The sequence below is a fragment of the Runella sp. R5_40 genome, from assembly GCF_057652295.1.
Map to the genome: position 1 here is coordinate 299,293 of NZ_JBYFCH010000002.1, position 19,679 is coordinate 318,971.

A 19,679-nucleotide genomic window follows, 5' to 3' on the forward strand; every position below is an offset into this window, starting at 1 on the left:
CTCTGTCAGTTATTATCCGTTCAAAATCAACGAATTGCATTAAAACAAATACCCTAAAACTTTTGCTCTGTTACTTAAATTAAACGAGATTAAAAACTCCATTGATTGCCAAAACAATTAACAGGTAACAAATAACGATTAACTGTGCGCAAGCACTTATTTCATTCATGCGTCATTCTCGTCTATATATCTGCCTTAGTTTATTCGCCATTGGTTTCACAAGCTGCCAACGTGAAGATGCTACCGAAGGGCTTTTTGAATCGGTAACCAATTCGGGTATTGATTTTGAAAATAAGGTAACCAACAATGAAAACTTCAATATCTTCAATTACCGCAACTTCTACAACGGCGGTGGTGTAGGAATTGGCGACGTCAACAATGACGGGCTGCCCGATGTGTATATGACGTCGAACATGGGTGAAAATAAACTGTACCTCAACAAAGGCAATTTTAAATTTGAGGACATTACCCAAAAAGCAGGCGTTGCCGACGCAGGCAAGTGGAGCACGGGGGTGGTGATGGTGGACATTAACTACGATGGTTTGTTGGATATTTATGTCTGTAATGCGGGCATCGACAAACGCATCAAAAACCAGGGTAATTCTCTTTATATCAACAATGGCGACATGACCTTCACCGAAAAAGCCAAAGAATATGGCCTCGATGAAGATGGCTATACTACCCACGCAGCCTTTTTTGACTATGACCTCGACGGCGATTTAGATTGTTATATTTTGAACAATAGCTTTATTCCTGTCAATACCCTCAACTACGACAACAACCGCGACTTACGCGCCAAAGATTGGCCCGTCAAAGATTATCTGAAAGGTGGAGGGGATAAATTACTTAGAAACGACAACAACAAGTTTGTCGATGTCAGTGAGCAAGCAGGAATTTATGGAAGTTTGATTGGGTTTGGATTGGGCGTGACCGTCGGCGACCTTAACAATGACAACTACCCCGATATTTATATTTCAAATGACTTTTTTGAAAAAGATTATCTCTACATCAATCAACGCAACGGAACCTTTAAAGAAGAAATAGAAAAACGAATCGGGCACACCAGCTTAGCCTCCATGGGGGCTGATTTTGCCGATATTAACAACGATGGCTACTCGGATATTTTTACGACCGACATGCTGCCCATCGACGAAACCCGCCTTAAAAGCACCACTTCGTTTGAAAGCCATTACATCTTCAAACTCAAGCAACAAAAAGGGTTTTACAATCAGTTTATGCAAAATGCCTTGCAACTCAACAACCAAGATGGTACTTACAGCGAGATTGCGTGTTTGAGCGGTGTTGAAGCCAGCGACTGGAGTTGGGGGGCACTGATGTTTGATGCCGATAACGACATGAAAACCGACATTTATGTGTCTAACGGTATTTATAACGACGTCATCGACCAAGATTTTATTGACTTCTTTGCCGACGAAGTAGCCCAAACAATGGTGCTCTCGGGAGAGAAAAAGAGCTTTGATGCCATCATCAATCAAATGCCTTCACGCCCTATTGTCAACAATTTTTTCCATAACAAAGGCAACCTCAAATTTGAAGAAGCCAGCAAAAGTTTTGGGTTTGGAACGCCATCCTTTTCCAACGGAGCGGCGTATGCCGATTTGGACAATGACGGGGATTTGGACTTGGTCGTCAACAACGTCAACCAAAAAGCGTTTGTGTATCGCAACAAAACCAACGAAAACAAAGAAGTTCACTACGTTAAGTTTAAGCTAAAAGGCGAAGGTAAAAACCGCGACGCCATCGGAACGCAATTAAAAGTCTATGTAAAAGACCAAATTTTAAGCAAAAACATCATGCCTGCGCGGGGCTTCCAGTCAAGTACCGAATACCCCGTAACGCTTGGGTTAGGTTCGATGACCAAAGTTGATTCCGTGACCATTACTTGGTACGATGGCCGCATCAGCAAACTTAACAACCTTCCAGCTGACCGAACCCACGAACTGAGCATTAGTAGTGGCAAAAAGCTCCCCACTCCTACCCCTGTTGAGCGCTTGTCGCTCTATTTGGCAAAGGCAGATGCTCCCTTCGATGCCCATAAGGAAAACGATTACGAAGATTTTTACCAAGAAAAAAACATTCCCGTCAAGCTCTCCAAGGAAGGCCCAAGGGCAGCCGTGGGAGACGTAAATAACGATGGCACCGACGACATTTACATTTGTGGAGCCGCCAACCAAGCTGGGCAATTGTATTTTCAAGTCAACGGTTCATTCAAAAAATCGGAACAACAGGTTTTTGAAGACTTTAAATATTTTGAAGATACCGAAGCTGTGTTTTTTGACGCCGACAAAGACGGTGACTTGGATTTGTACATTGGAGCAGGAGGAAACGAACTCGACCCTAACCAACGAGGCTTAAACGACCGCTTGTATGCCAACGACGGCAAAGGCAATTTCTCCCTCGCTGCCAACGCCTTGCCGCCAAACGGCATGAATACCAGCGTTGTGATTCCGATGGACTACGACAAAGACGGTGACTTAGACTTGTTTATCGGTAGCCGAAGCTTGCCCAAAACTTACGGACTTTCTCCCGTCAGCTACGTTTTTGAAAACCTTGGCAACCTCAAATTCAAAGACAGTACCCCCAAAAGCTTCCAAACTTTGGGGCTGATTCGGGATGCTGTCTGGGACGACCTCAACGGGGATGGTAACAAAGAACTGACGGTGGTCGGTGATTGGATGAATCCCATGACTTTTGCGTACCAAAACGGGGCTTTTACCCAAATCAACACAGGTTTAGAAGCGTACCAAGGCTTTTGGGGAAGAATCGAAGCCGTGGACATCGACAATGACAAAGATTTGGATTTGGTACTTGGAAACATCGGCGATAACTTCATGTTGCGCGCTTCCGAAAACAGCCCTATCAAAATTTGGGTAAGCGATTTTGACAACAATGGATTAACCGATAAAATCTTAACCAAAACCGTTGAGGACGAAGATAGTCCCGTGCTACTGAAACGAGAAATGATGGAGCAGTTTCCGATTTTGAAAAAAGAAAGTTTGAAACACTCGGCTTACGCAACCAAAAGGCTGAAGGATTTATTTACGTCCGATGTGCTTTCAAAAGCAACAGTCAAACAAGTAAACTACATGCACTCTGCCGTAGCCATCAACGACGGCAAAGGCAATTTTAGCCTATCAACACTCCCAGTGGAAGCCCAGATTTCGTGCATCAACGCGACCTACTGCGTCGATGTCAACAACGATGGATTGAAAGATATTTTGCTCGGTGGCAACAACTACAACTTCATTCCTCAGTTTTCGCGTTTGGATGCTTTCAAGGGAAAAATCCTTATCAACAAGGGGAAAGGCGTTTTTGCCGCAGTATCCGACCACCTTTCGGGCTTTACTCCCCAAGGCGAAATGACCCAACTCAAACCCGTCAAGGTCAATGGCTCGCCATACGTGATTGGTTTATTGAACAATTCCATACCACAATTATTTAAAATCGAACAGCCCAAACCCACGCTATGAGAAACAATGTGCGGACAGGAATGTGGAAATTTATTGGGGCAACAATCGCGCTTATCGGGTGCTTTTCGTGGCCTATTTTAGCACAAAACGCAGGTAACTTACTTCGTTTTTCGGTTCTAAATACCGAACTACGCTTAGTCGGTTCATCGGCCGAAGTGCGCGTGCAGGTCTTCTCGAACAACGTTTTTAAGGTAACCCAGTTTCCTTCCAACAGCGTTTTTCAAGATACATCCTACGCCGTTGTTGGTCAGCCGCTTTCATTGCGTCAATTTCAGTTGGTAGAAACCCCAGCAACGCTGACGATTGTTACCCCTTCAAGCCAATTAGAAATCACCAAGTCCCCGATTTCGATTGCGCTAAAATCAAACGGCAAAACCAAAATCAAACAAGACGTTTTTGGCTATAAAAACCAAAACGTTTCGATTTCCTTTGTTATTGACCCCAACGAAATTTTTCACGGGACAGGTGGAAGGGTGTCCAAAGTAAACCTAACGGGCAAGGTTTCGGAATTTACCAACACCTTTCGTCCGTGGTACTTTGATGATATTTATGGCCAAACCTTCGGCTTGGCTCAAAGCATCACCATTCCATTTTTTGTGGCGTCGGGGCAATACGGCCTTTTGCTCGACAGTCCGCTCCCTGGCGACATGCGGACTTACTTAGGCGCGTTGGACTCTACCCGAATAGATGCCCAAATAAGCAGCCTAGGACTCTGGTCGTATTACCTTATCAACGGCGCCAACAACGACGAAATTTTGTACGAATACACTGCCCTCACGGGACGGCAGCCGTTGGTGCCGCGTTGGGCATTGGGCTATCTCCAATCCAAAAGCAGCTACAGTACCGAGCGCGAGTTAAACGATGTAATTACCAACTTACAGAGTCAGAGTTTCCCCTTAGATGCTGTCATCATCAATACCCCGTGGCAAGGCAATACCAACAACCTTGGAAACATGAATTGGGGACAAACAGGCTTTCCGTCACCTGCCAACATGATGAAAAACTGGTTGGCAAAAGGTGTAAAAACAGTGGTAATGAACTCACCCTACGTCAACAAAGCCTCTGCCAATTACCGTAGTTTGGATTCGCTTCGTCTTCTCACAAAAACACTTTCGGGAACCACGGGTCTCCTCACCCAAGGCGGTGATACGACCAGTTTGCTGGACATTTTTCAAACCAATACCCAACAGTGGCTCGCCAGCAAACTAACCCCTCGAACAAACGACGGTATCGGCGGCTGGGCGAGTATCGGGCTAGAGCCACCGCAACATCCCACGTTTTTTGTCCATAACAATACACCCTCGACACAAGTCCATAATCTTTACTCACTGCTCTGGGCCAAAACCATTTATGACAACCACCGCGCGGCTTTTCCCGCCAGTCGCTTGTTCCATCTCACAAGCTCAGCTTGGACGGGCGCACAGCGGTACGGCGTTTTGCCTTGGACTGGCAACGTAGCTCGGTATTGGCTGGGGCTTACCCTCCAAATTCCGATGATGATTCACGCGGGCTACTCAGGTTTAGCCTATATGCACTCCGACATTGGGGGCTACGTGACTCCTTCCGACAAAGCGCCTAAAGACGAAGAAATGGACATGCGTTGGACGCAATTTGGGACTTTTTCGCCCATTATGCGCGTCAACGGTGAGCGAAACGTTACCGAACCCTACATCCTGACGCAGCCTTTTTACAACAATACCCGTGCCGCGATAAAGCTTCGTTATCAGCTACTTCCGTACATTTATAGCCTTGCCTACCAAACCACCACAACGGGGCGGCCTTTCTGCCTTTCGATGGACTACTTTGAACCATCCAATCGCCTAGCAAACATCGACGACCAGTTCTTTTTTGGAAAAAACCTACTCATAGCCCCCGTTATGATTCACGGAATGCTCGTGCGGAAAGTGCAACTACCCAATGGAAAATGGTTTGATTTCTGGTCTAAAAAATCTTATCAAGGTGAAGGTACTATTTTTGAAAATGTAGTCCTCGAAAATATCCCCGTGTATGTACCTGCGGGTGGTTTTGTCCCGATGGCGGTCAGTGCCAAGTCTTCGACCGATGCCTACGTTTCGGATAGTTTGGTTATCAAGTTTTTTCAAGATGTATCGGTACCTAACTCCGATTTTACCATTTTCCACGACAAGGGCACGGATGCAAACGTGCTTACGAACCAGAATTACGAACTCCTCAAACTGACAGGCAAATCCAAGACGGATACCATCGGTGTAACGCTCACCCGCACTCACACCTCCGCCCAAGGACTCGGGAGTCGTTATATTTTGTTGGAAATAAAAAATGTAACGAACATTCCCAAAGCGGTGCTGCTCGATGGGCAAACGATTCCCGTTCGTTTTGTAGCAGATTCGCCTCTAAAAACAAAAACGGCCTACTATGATTTGGCCAATTTCCAATTGAGTATTCCCTTTGATTGGGATTGTAACAAGACCGCCTCGGCCCAAATCATTCGTACCGATTTGGGGATTCTCACCAGCGTTGTGACGCCAGCACAGGATGCCCTCGTTGTTTATCCCAACCCAGCACGGGACTTAGGCGCAGTAAACTTGCAAATCATCGCCCCTACAACCGACGATTATACCATTGAAGTGATTGATATACTAGGAACCCTGATTTACAAACACACCCTCGGCAACTTGACCCAATACCAACAAACCCACCATAGCCTCCCCTCCGCACCTCAAAAGGGCATTTTTACCGTCCTGCTTAGAAATACAAAAGGGGAAGTGACCACCAAAAAAATGATGATTCTATGATACGCCAACGGTTATTGATAGCGATGGGAGTTTTGTGTAGCTTGGTCTATCTCATCGGCTGCGTGGACGATTTCAATGCAGATATTTACACTTCTAAAGAATACTTGCTGGTAGATGGGACACTGACCGATTTAAACGAGCCTCAGTACGTCTCTATTTTTAGTACGCCCAAAGATGCTTCGTTTAAAAGCTCCGATTTTACGTCCAAAATCTATCCAGCGCGGCAGTCGTATTTCCCTGAGCAGCAAGCCCTCGTCAAGCTGATTATCAACCAGAAAGACGAAATCCAGCTAGAAGAACGGCTCGCGGGTTACTACTATTGTCCCACTGGTTTTCGGGCCAAAGCAGGAAATACGTACCAATTGCGGTTTCAGTTGGCCAACGGAAAAGTGTATGAAACTGATGTCGAGACGATGTATTCTGTTCCAGCCATCAAAAACGTATCGGAGGATTTTAACCTTACAGGGATTCCCAATGCAGCAGGGTCGAGTGAAAAGATTTCGAGCAACGACATTTATGTTGATTTTGATGACGCCCCCAACGAAAAGAATTTTTACCGTTGGCGGTGGGTCAATTGGGAAATTCAGCGCATTTGTGCCACTTGCACCCAAGGACGCTATTACTTATTTGAAACCGAACAGGGAGAAACAGGCGATTGCTACCGCGACCTGACCTTAAAAGTCAATGACCGTTTTGATTATTACTGCGGAACGCGCTGTTGGGACATTTTTTACAGTTCGGACATCAACATTTTGTCGGATGTTTATACCAATGGCAAACCCCAAAAAAACAGGTTAGCCGCCCAAATTCCCCTGCGGCAGTCGAACCCTTGTTTGGTAAGTCTCCAGCAAATGTCCTTGTCACCAAACACGTATCGTTACCTAAAATTACTCCAAGACCAATCCGTCAATACAGGAACTTTAGCCGATACGCCTCCTGCGCCTTTGCGAGGAAATATCCGAAACGTAAAAGACGCCAATGAATTGGTATTGGGCTATTTTTCTGCCTCTTCGGTGAGCGAAGTACGCGTGATGCTCGACCGCCGAAATACCACTGGAGGACTTCCAAACGGACTTTTTAGCTTTATCAACAACCGCCCCGTGGTGCTCGAAGAACTCTCAAACGAGCGTCCTGATATTCCGTTGGCCATTTGTCAACCAAGTTTTACCCGCACACCTATTCCCCCCCTTGGCTGGCGATGAAAAACACACTTTACTTAGTATTGGGATGGCTTTTGAGCACCTCTGCCGCTTTGGGTCAAATATACACCATCAGCGGAACGGTTTTGGACTCCATTAGCAAGCAACCGCTCGCGGGTGCCACCGTCATCCTCGACCACAACCACAGCAAAGGAGCGACCAAAACCGACGAAAAAGGCGAGTTTACCCTGACCGTTGACCGTCAAAGTCACGTCGTAGCGATACGTTATGTGGGGTACGTGCCTTATTCCAAGTATTTTCCGCCAATGACCCGCAGCCTGAAAGTAACTGTACTGTTGGATAAAACCGAAAATCAACTGGAGGAAGTCGTGATTACGACCAAAGGGTTTGACCAAACCATTCGGCAACCGATTTTGGGGGTGAATCAAATCAACATCAAGACCTTCCAAAAACTGCCCTCGGCCTTTGGGGAAGTGGATTTATTGCGCGGAATTCAGATGCTTCCAGGCGTTACGAGCGTGGGAGAAGCCTCCAACGGGGTCAATATTCGAGGCGGAACCACCGACCAAAATTTAATCCTCTTAGACGATACGCCCATTTTTAACCCTACGCACATGTTTGGGTTGTTTTCGGTGTTTCCACCCGATGCCGTTTCTACCTTGGATTTGTACAAGGGCAACGTGCCAGGTCGCTACGGAGGCCGAGCGGCTTCTGTGCTTGACATCAAACTCCGCAATCCTACCTTAGACAGCCTCAAAATCAAGGGAGGTGTCAGCATTGTGTCCAACCGACTCATGGTCAATGTCCCCGTTGTCAAAGACAAACTTGGGTTTTATGTGGCGGCGCGGGGCGCGTTCAATGATTTTTTGTTGCCGATTGCTTCCGATAAACTCAAAGACATCAAAGCAAAGTTCGGCGAGGGCGTTTGGAAAGGGTTTTGGAAAATTAACCCTAAAAACACCCTGACGGGCACGTTTTACAAAAGTTACGACCTTTTTAGCACCAATCTCCTCCCAGGGCTTCCCAACGTCATCGGTGAATTTACGCGCTACCAGCATACTTCTACCAATGCTATGGCACGCTGGTTGACAGTAATTTCCCCCAAAATGGACATTCAAACCACGGCCGTTTACGCCCATTATACCCCACAAATTTCCACCCAAGAAAAAGACACTAACAACTTCGTCGATTTGAATTCGGCCCTGACGCAGAAACAACTCAAGTCTAACCTAAACTATGTATTGACCAACTACAAGCTAGAAACGGGGCTTAGTTTTACGCGTTACGATATACAACCTGGCGAGCTAGTTCCCAATAAAAGCGCCAGTGTGAGTAACATTGTCACGCCTTCCGAACGCGCTAACGAATGGGCATGGCACGCCGACAATGAATACAGTTTCAGCAAACAACTGGCGCTTTCGGTAGGGATTCGTTATTCGTATTTTCAAACATTAGGACCTGCCCTTTACCGAAATTACGAAGCAGGCCAACCCCGCGACGACTTCTCCGTGATAGACTCCGTACAAGCGGGTCACAACAAAGTGTTTAGCCACTACGGCGGGTTTGAGCCTAGGGTCGGGATTCGGTACGCCCTAAACGAACGGACATCGTTCAAGTTTGGGTACAACCTCATGCGTCAATATTTGCAGATTGTTTCCAATACCACCACGCCCATTCCAACCTCTCGCTGGAAAACAAGCGACCTGCACATCAAGCCCCAAATCAGCAATTTGCTTTCGGCAGGCTACTACCATTCGTTCGACAACGACATTTATGAGATTTCGGTGGAAGGCTACTACCGATTCACCCGAAACATGGTGGACTACAAACCTGGTGCCGATTTTTTGCTCCAACCCTACCCCGAAACGCAGATTGTACAAGGTTTGAGCAAAGCTTACGGGATCGAAGTCATGTTGACCAAGAAAAAAGGGCGGCTCAACGGCTGGGTCAATTATACCTATTCACGCACCTTTAACCGCACCTACACCGACCTTCCTTCGATTGAACAAGTCAACAACGGGCATTGGTACCGCGCCAATTATGACCGACCGCACAGCGTCAATACCTCGTTCGATATTAGCATTGACAAACACAATTCGTTTAGTTTTACGTTTATTTATAGCACAGGACGACCTTACACGCAGCCCGTGGGTTTTGTCAATTACCTCAACAATTTCTTTCCGTTTTACGAAGCACGTAACAACAAACGCGTACCTGATTATCACCGTTTAGACTTTGCTTGGAACATTTACAACCCCAGCATGAAAGACCGTCGCTTCCGAGGAAAATGGGCCTTTACGGTCTATAATTTGTACGCCCGTCGGAATGTGTATTCGGTCTTTTTCAAAACCGAAAAGAACATTAGCCAAGCAAAACGTTTGCAGATTTTTGGCGCGCCTATTGTTAGTTTAGCCTATAATTTTGAATTTTGATGATGTCTAATTCAACCCTTTTATATCGTTTTTGTGCCCTTTGTTTCGTTACCTACGCGGCCTATGTTTTTGTGGGCTGTCAATCATCGAGCGAGCCCAAACCGCCTGCCCAATTCCGATTACTAGACGCTTCCGAAACAGGCATTGAGTTTGCCAATACCCTCAAAGCGGATAGCAAGCTCAATATTTTCAACTACATGTACTTCTACAACGGCAGCGGCGTAGGAGCGGGCGATTTCAACAACGACGGTCTCGTTGATTTGTGCTTTACGGGAAACCTGTCGGACAACAAACTGTACCTCAATCGGGGCAAGATGAAGTTTGAAGACGTCACCGCTCAAACCAACATCAACCAAAACAAGGCATGGGCCAACGGCGTGTCGGTAGTGGACATCAACCAAGATGGGAAGCTGGACATTTACATCAGCCAAGTAGGCGGAATCCCGAGTTTGGACGGGCGAAATCTGTTGTTTGTTTGCAAAGAAATTACGGCAAAAGGAATCCCCATTTACGAAGAAAAAGCCAAAGAATATGGCCTCGATTTGAAAGGGCTGGGCACGCAAGCTGCCTTTTTTGACTACGATTTAGACGGTGATTTGGATTTTTTTCAGCTTAATCACTCCGTCCACCAAAACGGTACATTTGGCTTTCGTTCGGCTTTTCAAGGAACACCGCACCCCACGGCAGGCGATAAATTTTTCCGCAACGACAATGGCAAATTTGTGGAAGTTACGCAGCAAGCGCACATCATCGACGACGTGCTGGGTTACGGCTTGGGCGTAGGCATTGGCGATGTCAACCTCGACGGTTATCCTGACATGTACATCGGGAATGATTTTCACGAAAACGACTACCTCTACCTCAATCAGCGCAATGGCTCGTTTGCCGAAGATTCTGAGCGGCAGATTATGCACACGAGTCAGTTTTCGATGGGTATCGACATCGGCGACTTAAACAACGACCTCCTTCCCGAGATTATCTCGCTCGACATGCTTCCCAACGACAAAGAAATTTTGAAGCGTTCGGAAGGGGAAGATTCGTACAACATTTTTAAGTACAAAATCCGCCAAGGCTACAGCTATCAGTTTGCCCGAAATAACCTCCAACTCAACCGAAATGGCCTTTTTTCAGAAATGGGAATGTACGCGGGCGTACACGCCACCGACTGGTCGTGGTCGCCGCTGATGATGGATTTTGACAACGACGGGAAGAAAGACATTTTCATTTCAAACGGTATTCCCAAACGGATGAACGACATCGACTACATTCAGTTTGTGTCGGACGAAGCCATTCAGCAAAAAATGAACAAGGGCGAATTTAACGAAGATGACCCCGACGTGGTGGATATTTTGCCCGAAATCAAACTTCCCAATAAGTTTTACCACAATACCCAAAATCTTCAATTTACTGATTGGCAAAACGCCATTGAAAACGATAAGCCTTCATTTTCTAACGGTGCGATTTATGCCGATTTGGACAACGACGGCGACCTCGACGTGATTGCCAACAACATCAACGACAAGGCATTTATCTACGAAAATCTTTCGACGACCAACGAGTCTATTACCCTTCAAATCGAAGGGAAAACGGGCAACCGCAACGCGATTGGCGCCAAATGTTTGGTATTCCGAAAAGGGGAAGTGATTAGCTACGAGAAGTTTCCCGTGCGTGGTTTTCAGTCGAGCGCTGAGATTCCGTTGGTGGTAGGCGTGGGTAAAATAGCCGAAGTGGATTCACTGCTTTTTGTTTGGCCTAACCAAACCTACCAAGTATTGCGTAAAGGCGAGTTGAAAAAACAGCTTACACTCGTCCAAAGCGAAAACCTGCCCCGTTTTGATTACCAACGTTTGCAAAAACTACTGACGCCCAAAGTTCCTTTTGAAGACAAAACGACGGCATTAACCCTTGACTTTGTCCACCAAGAAAACAATTTTAACGAACTTGACCGCGAAGCACTCATTCCGCATTTGGCCTCATCGGCAGGGCCTGCGGTAGCGATAGCCGATATTAACCACGACGGGCTTGAAGACATTTTCTTGGGCAATGCCCGCGATGCCCTCAGCAAAGTGTATCTCCAAAATGCCAACGGTAAATTTCAGAATTTGCCCCAACCTGCCCTCGAAAAAGACCTGATTTACGAGGATGTGGACGCCCAGTGGGCCGATGTCAACGGCGACAAACACCTTGATTTAGTGGTAGCAAGCGGCGGAAATGAGTTTTTTGGCAAAACGTATCAACTCCAGCCACGGGTGTATTTGAACAATGGCCGTGGCCAACTGACCCGCAAAGAAGATGCCTTCAAAGACCTCTACGTAACGGCTTCGTGCGTGCGTGCGTTCGATTTTACGGGCGACGGAGCGGTGGATTTGTTCATCGGTGGACGCTCCATTCCCAAAGCCTACGGCGACAATCCTACTTCGTATTTGCTCGTGAATGATGGCAAAGGAAACTTTACGGACAAAACAACGCAACTCGCCCCCGAACTGCGCACCATCGGAATGGTGACCAATGTGGAACTAGTGGATTTGAACACAGACCAACGCCTTGATTTGCTATTGTCCATTGAGTGGAAATCCCTAACGGTTTTTCACCAAAACAACGGGCGGTTTGAAAAGGCAACAACCCTTGGAAGCAACCAAAAAGGCTGGTGGAATTTTACGTTGACGCATGATTTTGACCAAGACGGTGATTTGGATATTTTGGCAGGCAATTTGGGGTTAAATAGCCGCATCAAAGCCTCCGAAAAAGAACCTGTTCGGCTGTACGTAGGTGACATTGACAAAAACGACCGCGTTGACCAGATTTTGACCTACTACCTCAACGGCGAAGAAACCTTGTTTGCCAATAAAATGGAAACCGACAAGCAGTTTCCCTACATCAAAAAAGAATACATCCACGCCCGCGATTTTGCCAAAACGTCGGTAGAAAACCTGTTTGGCAAAGATAAATTGAGCAAAATGACCGTGCTAGAAGCCAACGAATTTGCCAACGGTGTGTTTGTCAACGACGGTAAAGGGAATTTCCAGTTTCAGCCTTTGCCGTACTTGGCGCAGTTGAGTCCGTACAAAACAGCCACCATTATCGACGCCAACGGCGACAACCTGCCTGATGTGTTTTTAGGCGGAAATTTTTATGACAACAACATCCAAATGGGGCGGTACGACGCCGATTTTGGTACTGTTTTGCTCAATAAAGGCAAAAATCAGTTTGAAATTCAGCTTTCCAAAGTGCCGATTTACGGGCAAGTTCGGCACATCAAACCGTTTAAAAATTCGGCAGGAAAATTGTACTGGCTGTTGGCAAAAAACAACGACAAAGCCCAAATTTTATCCCTCACAACCCCAACTTTCCGAAAGTTTTAAAACTTTCGGAAAGTTCTTGCGGCTTTACGTATTTTTGTAAAATAGGCAGCCGTAGAATGGCCCAGTAACCAATGAAGCATTCCTCATTATTTATTATTCTTAGTTTATTTTTAGGAGTAAGCGGTTGTCAACAATCCGCTCCTGACGACAACCTGTTTGAAACACTTTCTTCGTCTGAAACGGGCATTGAGTTTACCAATCAAATTCTTGACAAAAAAGAACTGAACATCTTCAACTACCGCAATTTCTACAACGGTGGCGGAGTGGCCATCGCCGATGTCAACAACGACGGCTGGGCGGATATTTACGTAACCTCTAATTTTGAAGAAAATAAACTGTACCTCAACAAAGGTAAAAATCCCGAAGAACGCTGGAAATTTGAGGACATTACGGCCAAAGCGGGCGTAGGCGGCAAAAAGGCTTGGTCCACAGGCGCTACTTTTGCCGACGTCAACGGCGACGGTCTCATGGATATTTATGTCTGCAATGCAGGCAATATCAAAGGCGATAGCCGTGGAAATGAACTATTTATCAACCAAGGCATTGGCCCCGACGGCGTGCCTACGTTCATCGATAAAGCCCCCGAATATGGCTTAGTCGATGGGGGCTATTCGACCCACGCCGCCTTTTTTGACTACGACCGCGACGGCGACTTAGACATGTATTTGCTCAACAATAGCTTTACGCCCGTCAACAAACTGCAATACCAAAACATCCGTACCGTTCGCGACTCCCTCGGCGGCCACAAGCTCTTTCGAAATGAGATGATTCAGGGCAGCAAAGGGCAAGAGGCAAGAGGCAAAGGGCAAGGGGCATCTAAAAACAACCCAATCCGCTTCACCGACGTCTCCGAAGAGGCTGGTATCTACGGGAGTTTGATTGCTTTTGGCTTGGGCGTAACTGTGGGGGACGTCAATGGCGACAATTGGCTTGATATTTACGTCTCCAACGACTTCTACGAACGCGATTATTTGTACATCAATCAACGCAACGGCACCTTCAAAGAATCGTTGGAACAAAGCATGAACCACATCAGCATGTCGTCGATGGGAGCGGATATTGCCGACATTAACAACGATGGGTTTTTGGACGTTTTTGTGACCGATATGCTTCCCCGCGACGATAAACGTCTCAAAACCACCACCGTATTTGAAGGCTACGAACTCACCGAATTTAAACTAAAGCAAGATTATTGGCACCAATACATGCGCAATATGCTGCATTTGAATCAGGGGAATCAGTCGATTAGTAATAGTCCACGGTCGATGGTCGATGGTCCACAGAATACAGTCCTCCCTCCTACTTTCACTGAAGTGGGGCAAATGGCGGGTGTACACGCAACGGATTGGAGCTGGGGCGCGTTGATTTTTGACATGGACAACGACGGCCTCAAGGATTTGTTTGTCGCCAACGGCATCATCAAAAACCTCACCGACCAAGACTACGTAGCCTTTTTGGCCGATAAAGACAATATTCAGGCCATGCTGGAAGGCAGAATGAAGTTCGATTACCGCAAGTTTGTCGATATGATTTCGACCACGCCTATCCCAAATTTTGCCTTCAAAAACAAGGGCAACCTTGCTTTCGACGACAAAGCACCCGCTTGGGGGTTGGCCGAACCTAGTTTCTCAAATGGGGCCGCCTACGGAGATTTGGACAATGACGGAGACTTGGACTTGGTCGTCAACAACAATAATTCTCCGCTCAGCGTGTATCGAAACCACTCGGTTGAAAAACTCAAAACGCACTTTTTACGAGTCAACTTAAAAGGCACAAGCGCCAATCCGCACGCCATTGGAGCCAAAGTATCGGTTTACCAAAAAGGCCAAATGCAGTGTTTGCAACAAATGCCAACGCGCGGCTTTCAGTCATCGAGCGACCTGACGATGGTTTTTGGTTTGGGAAAAAATCCTCAAATCGACTCATTGGTGGTCATTTGGCCCGACGACCGCAAGCAAACCCTCACCAACGTCAAGACCGATACTGAATTGACGTTGAACCACGCCGACGCCCGCGACCTTTGGAAATTTACCCCTCCTCAGTTTACCAACCTACCTTTCAACGACCTTACTTCGGCCTCGGGGCTGGACTTTTTGCACGAAGAAAACGCCTTTGTGGACTACAACCGCGACGGACTTCTCAAACAAATGTATTCGACCCAAGGGCCTGCGTTGGCCGTGGGCGATGTCAACGGCGATGACCTCGACGATGCTTACATTGGCGGAGGGGCGGGAAAACCACGGGCGTTGTTTTTGCAAACAAGTGCGGGAAAATTTACGAAGTCTAACCAAGCCACGTTCAATACCCCTAGCCAAGCCGACGAAACCGCCGCGTTGTTTTTTGATGCCGATGGTGACAAAGACCTTGATTTGTTGGTGGTAAAGGGCGGAAATGAATTTTTACCCAACGACCCCGCCTTGGCCGATGCGCTTTATTTCAACGACGGCAAAGGTAACTTTTCGCTATCAAATACCTTCCCTAAGTTATTGGACAACGGCTCCTGTGTAGCGGCGGCCGACTACGACCGCGACGGCGACCTTGATGTCTTTGTCGGCAGTCGGATGGTATCGGCGCAATATGGTTACAGCCCCAAAAGCCACCTACTCCAAAACGACGGCAAAGGAAATTTTACGGACGTTACCACGCAAACCCTCACCAACGGGCAACTAGGGATGGTTACCGACGCCCAATGGACCGACGTTGACAAAGATTCCTACCCCGATTTGGTCGTAGTCGGTGATTGGATGCCGATTACGGTACTTAAAAATCAAAAAGGAAAATTCCTTCCGCAAACCGTTCCGCAGTCGGAAGGCTGGTGGAACGTCATTGAGCCTACGGATATTGACAACGACGGCGACATCGACTTTGTGGTCGGAAATTTAGGGCTTAATACCAAACTCAAGTGCTCCGAAAAAGAGCCTGCCGAACTGTATATCAACGACTTTGACCGAAATGGCACCGTAGAACAAATCATCGTTTCGTACAATCCTGACGGCAAACCTTACCCGATGGTCTTGAAATCGGATTTGCAAAAAGTATTGCCTGTCATCAACAAGCGTTTTGTCAAACACGTCGATTACGCAGGGCAACCCATCGACGCATTATTTACCAGCGACCAACTCGAAGGCGTTGAGACCAAAAAAGCCGTGCAAGCAGCCTCTTCTTTATTGCTCAACGATGGCAAAGGAAACTTTACGCTGGTGGCGTTACCGTTGGAAGCCCAATTATCGCCCATTTTTGGCATTGTAGCCACCGACTACAACCACGACGGCAAAACCGACTTGTTGCTCACAGGCAACTTTTTCGACGTACTGCCCGAAATAGGTCGCTACGACGGCAACGATGGTTTATTGCTCCAAAATACGGGTAAAAACGCCAGCGGACAACCCACTTTTGCGCCCGTTCGCCCCGCCCAGTCGGGTTTTGCCGTGCGTGGGCAAGTACGCCGCATGAAAACCCTCCGAACGGCCCAAGGGAAGAACTACGTCATTTTGGCCAAAAACAAAGACAAAGTGCAGGTGTTTGGGGTGAAATAAACGAGGATTTACCCTTTCCAAGACCCCATTGCCCGCAATCCAAACGCACCACCCAAGCATAGGACTATCAGGGCAAAGTGGCCGTATAGACCAAAAAGCCACTGAATCAGGTACAAACTTGGGATGGTGATAAAAAAGCCAATGGAAGTCACCAACGTAAGCGCCGTGGCGCGGTAATGCGCGGGTGCATTGAGCGATACCAAGGTCGAAAATTGAGGAGAATCGGCCACTACGCTGATGCCCCAAACAAGCAAAAAAGCCAAAAAGACGGTGAGCGAGTAGGTAAGTAAAAAGACACTTCCTACGCAGCAAAAATACGACACCATCAGTGCCCACCAAGCCGTTCGATGACTTCCCCACCGAAGCGACATTTCGCCCGTAAGAACACATCCCAACGCCCCCGAGGCAATCACCGCAAAGGCAACCAAAGCCACGGGCAAGGAGAGATGCGTACGTTCGTTGTAGCCACTCACAATCACGGGAACAAACGCCCAAAAGGTATATAACTCAAACATGTGCCCAAAGTACCCAAAGGCGTATTTGCGAAATGACTTGTCCCGAAATACCTCCCGTAACACCGCAGGATTAAACCGCCCCGCCACCCGACGGTACGGGCCGTCGCGGAGGAGCAAGCCCACCACGAGCCCACCGCCAACGGCCAACGCCGAGGTCGCTTCAATGACGTATTGCCACGGCAAGGTTAACGAAAAGGACTTGATGGCGTACGGAAACGCCGTTCCCAATACCAATGCCCCCACCAAATAGCCCAAGGCTTTGCCCAATCCTGCTTCGTACCAATCGCTACAAATTTTCATCCCAACGGGATATACACCCGCCAAAAAGAAACCCACCCCCCAACGCGCCAACAACATCGCCGTCAGTGATTCGTAGGTAGCCAACACCGCCAAATTACAGCCCGCCGCCAACAGCGCCGAACCCATAAACACCCGCACGGGCGAAAATCGGTCGGCAATCGAGAAATAGGAATAGGCCAGCGTTCCCATCACAAACCCAAGCTGTACAGCCGTGGTCATGGTAGGCATAAACGCCGCAGTGGTGGGGTGAAATGCCTGTAAAGCAGGCAAGATGGCATTGACGGCAAACCACAGCGAGGTACCCGCAAACTGGGCAATCACCACCAACGGCAAAAGGTACAAAGGGCGTTTCATAGAAGCGTTTCAAAAAAGTTTTTAAAGCTACTCAAAAAATGAATTGCCCACCGCTTCGTTTTTTCACAGTCAATTAGCTCTCTCTTACACGAAGCTTTTTAGTTAACCACATAGATCAGATAGCTTTTGTCCATAGAAAGCATAGCTGTATTTTCTATGTGTTTATTCTCATGTGCTCTATGTGTTAAAAAAACTCTTTTCTATGAACCGCTTCCTCGCCTTTTTCCTGCTCTTTTGGGTCAGTTTTCTACTTCAAACCAGCCACGCCCAAGCTCCCGTGTCGCCCACTGCCACAACCTTGTCAGCGCGGTTTCCTGCCCCTACGGGGTTTCAACGAACTGCCGCTGCGTCCACCTCTTTTGAAGCGTTTTTGCGCCAGCTTCCACTCAAACCTTGGGGAAGTAAGGTGCTCTATTTTGATGGTCGTCCCAAAAACACCCCCGACGTCTATGCTTCGGTCGTGGCTTTAGGCATTGGGAAGAAAGACCTTCATCAATGCGCCGATGCCGTCATGCGATTGCGGGCGGAGTATTTGTTTCAGCAAAAGCAGTTTGACAAAATTCATTTCAATTTTTTGGCCGACGGCAAGCCCCGTTATTTCAGCACCTACGCCAAAGGCGACTATTCGTATCCAACATTTTGGAAGTACCTAGAGTACATTTTTGCGTCGGCCAACACCCGTTCGTTGCACGACGAATTGCAGCCTATCTCCATGCAAAACCTGAAAATCGGCGACGTTTTTATTCAAAAAGGTGTACCTTTCGGTCATGCGGTGATGGTAGTGGACATGGTTCAACATCCTACAACGGGGCAAAAATTGTTTTTGTTAGCCCAAAGCTACATGCCCGCCCAAGAAACCCAGATTTTGAAAAATCCCAACAATACCGCCCTTAGCCCGTGGTATGAACTTAAAAACGAGACGTTGAAAACCCCCGAATGGACCTTTGAACCCAGTGATGTACGACGTTTTAAGGAAAACTAACTAGCCAAAACGATGTCATTTTTCAAGCCTTTTCTTCTTGTTTTTTTTGTCCTACTCAGCCTCACTAGCCGTGCTCAGTCGGAATACCTGCGGGCTTACCCCGACCACATTGTGCGGGCTACGTCCCGAGGCATTGTGTGGAAAGACTCCACCCTCATGCCTTTTGACGACCGACAAAAAAAGACCTTTGCCGAACTTCTCCAAAACGCCGACTTGGAAGATCAACTGGTGCAGAAGTATTCCAAAAAACGCCAAGACAAAGCTCCCCAACTCAACCATGACCCAGGGAGGTTTCGGTACGAGCCTTTTTTCAGAAAAATGTACGGAAACACCGAAGCGGAAGTCCGCAAAAATCTCGTTGAGATTGTGTGGCTTCCCAAGACCCTGAAGAAGAAATTATTGGTATCAAAAATCAACAACGTACACCAGCATTTTCAAGCCGTTTCGGACGAATTGGAACGCCATCCCGAATTGCTCAAGTACGTCGATAATCCTGCGGGGACGTTTGTGTGGCGACTTATCAGCGGCACCAACCGCCTCAGTATGCACAGCTACGGCGTAGCCATCGACATCAACCTCAATTTGTCGCATTATTGGCAGTGGGATTGTCGTTGTAAGGACGAAAATGTACCACTCTCCTACCGCAATAAGATAGCCGCTCAAGTAGTAGAAATCTTTGAGAAACACGGCTTTATCTGGGGCGGAAAGTGGTATCACTACGACACCATGCACTTCGAGTATCGTCCTGAGCTGCTTTTTTAGTCCATAGTTGA

General features: G+C 47.3%; 9 protein-coding genes. 8 read left to right on the forward strand and 1 reads right to left on the reverse strand.

Features of this window, described 5'->3' with window-relative positions; genetic code table 11:
* Positions 1 to 167 precede the first annotated feature (167 nt).
* The 6 genes from AC23N5_RS06000 to AC23N5_RS06025 all read left to right on the forward strand — a co-directional run bounded on the left by AC23N5_RS06000 (position 168) and on the right by AC23N5_RS06025 (position 16,755).
* Positions 168 to 3,491 carry a VCBS repeat-containing protein gene (locus AC23N5_RS06000; RefSeq protein WP_487754854.1) on the forward strand — a complete coding sequence of 1,108 codons (3,324 nt, stop codon included), beginning with the start codon at positions 168 to 170 and terminating at the stop codon, positions 3,489 to 3,491.
* Positions 3,488 to 6,265 carry a TIM-barrel domain-containing protein gene (locus AC23N5_RS06005; protein WP_487754855.1) on the forward strand — a complete coding sequence of 926 codons (2,778 nt, stop codon included), beginning with the start codon at positions 3,488 to 3,490 and terminating at the stop codon, positions 6,263 to 6,265. Before AC23N5_RS06000 ends, AC23N5_RS06005 begins: the two co-directional genes overlap by 4 nt.
* Positions 6,262 to 7,467, forward strand: a complete 1,206-nt coding sequence (locus tag AC23N5_RS06010; RefSeq protein WP_487754856.1) for a DUF4249 domain-containing protein — start codon at positions 6,262 to 6,264, stop codon at positions 7,465 to 7,467. Before AC23N5_RS06005 ends, AC23N5_RS06010 begins: the two co-directional genes overlap by 4 nt.
* Positions 7,464 to 9,857 (forward strand): TonB-dependent receptor, encoded by a 2,394-nt coding sequence (locus tag AC23N5_RS06015; protein WP_487754857.1) that lies wholly within the window; start codon positions 7,464 to 7,466, stop codon positions 9,855 to 9,857. Before AC23N5_RS06010 ends, AC23N5_RS06015 begins: the two co-directional genes overlap by 4 nt.
* Positions 9,857 to 13,219, forward strand: a complete 3,363-nt coding sequence (locus AC23N5_RS06020; RefSeq protein ID WP_487754858.1) for a VCBS repeat-containing protein — start codon at positions 9,857 to 9,859, stop codon at positions 13,217 to 13,219. The genes AC23N5_RS06015 and AC23N5_RS06020 overlap by 1 nt, the downstream gene beginning before the upstream one ends.
* Before the next feature lie 71 nt (positions 13,220 to 13,290).
* Positions 13,291 to 16,755 (forward strand): VCBS repeat-containing protein, encoded by a 3,465-nt coding sequence (locus tag AC23N5_RS06025; RefSeq protein WP_487754859.1) that lies wholly within the window; start codon positions 13,291 to 13,293, stop codon positions 16,753 to 16,755.
* 8 nt (positions 16,756 to 16,763) lie between these two features.
* On the opposite strand, the gene AC23N5_RS06030 is transcribed toward AC23N5_RS06025, so the two are convergent.
* The gene (locus tag AC23N5_RS06030) at positions 16,764 to 17,924 is read right to left on the reverse strand and encodes an MFS transporter (RefSeq protein WP_487754860.1); all 1,161 of its coding nucleotides are present in this window, start codon (positions 17,922 to 17,924) and stop codon (positions 16,764 to 16,766) included.
* Between the two features lie 202 nt (positions 17,925 to 18,126).
* Between AC23N5_RS06030 and AC23N5_RS06035 the strand changes: the two genes are divergently transcribed.
* On the forward strand, positions 18,127 to 18,906 hold the full coding sequence (locus AC23N5_RS06035) for a DUF4846 domain-containing protein (RefSeq protein ID WP_487754861.1): 780 nt from the start codon (positions 18,127 to 18,129) through the stop codon (positions 18,904 to 18,906).
* 12 nt (positions 18,907 to 18,918) lie between these two features.
* Complete coding sequence (locus AC23N5_RS06040; RefSeq protein WP_487754862.1) at positions 18,919 to 19,668, forward strand: M15 family metallopeptidase; 750 nt, start codon at positions 18,919 to 18,921, stop codon at positions 19,666 to 19,668.
* Positions 19,669 to 19,679 lie beyond the last annotated feature (11 nt).

Coding starts and splice junctions, on each gene's coding strand:
- AC23N5_RS06000 (WP_487754854.1), top strand. CDS start 168: ATGCGTCATTCTCGTCTATATATCTGCCTTAGTTTATTCGCCATTGGT.
- AC23N5_RS06005 (WP_487754855.1), top strand. CDS start 3,488: ATGAGAAACAATGTGCGGACAGGAATGTGGAAATTTATTGGGGCAACA.
- AC23N5_RS06010 (WP_487754856.1), top strand. CDS start 6,262: ATGATACGCCAACGGTTATTGATAGCGATGGGAGTTTTGTGTAGCTTG.
- AC23N5_RS06015 (WP_487754857.1), top strand. CDS start 7,464: ATGAAAAACACACTTTACTTAGTATTGGGATGGCTTTTGAGCACCTCT.
- AC23N5_RS06020 (WP_487754858.1), top strand. CDS start 9,857: ATGATGTCTAATTCAACCCTTTTATATCGTTTTTGTGCCCTTTGTTTC.
- AC23N5_RS06025 (WP_487754859.1), top strand. CDS start 13,291: ATGAAGCATTCCTCATTATTTATTATTCTTAGTTTATTTTTAGGAGTA.
- AC23N5_RS06030 (WP_487754860.1), bottom strand. CDS start 17,924: ATGAAACGCCCTTTGTACCTTTTGCCGTTGGTGGTGATTGCCCAGTTT.
- AC23N5_RS06035 (WP_487754861.1), top strand. CDS start 18,127: ATGAACCGCTTCCTCGCCTTTTTCCTGCTCTTTTGGGTCAGTTTTCTA.
- AC23N5_RS06040 (WP_487754862.1), top strand. CDS start 18,919: ATGTCATTTTTCAAGCCTTTTCTTCTTGTTTTTTTTGTCCTACTCAGC.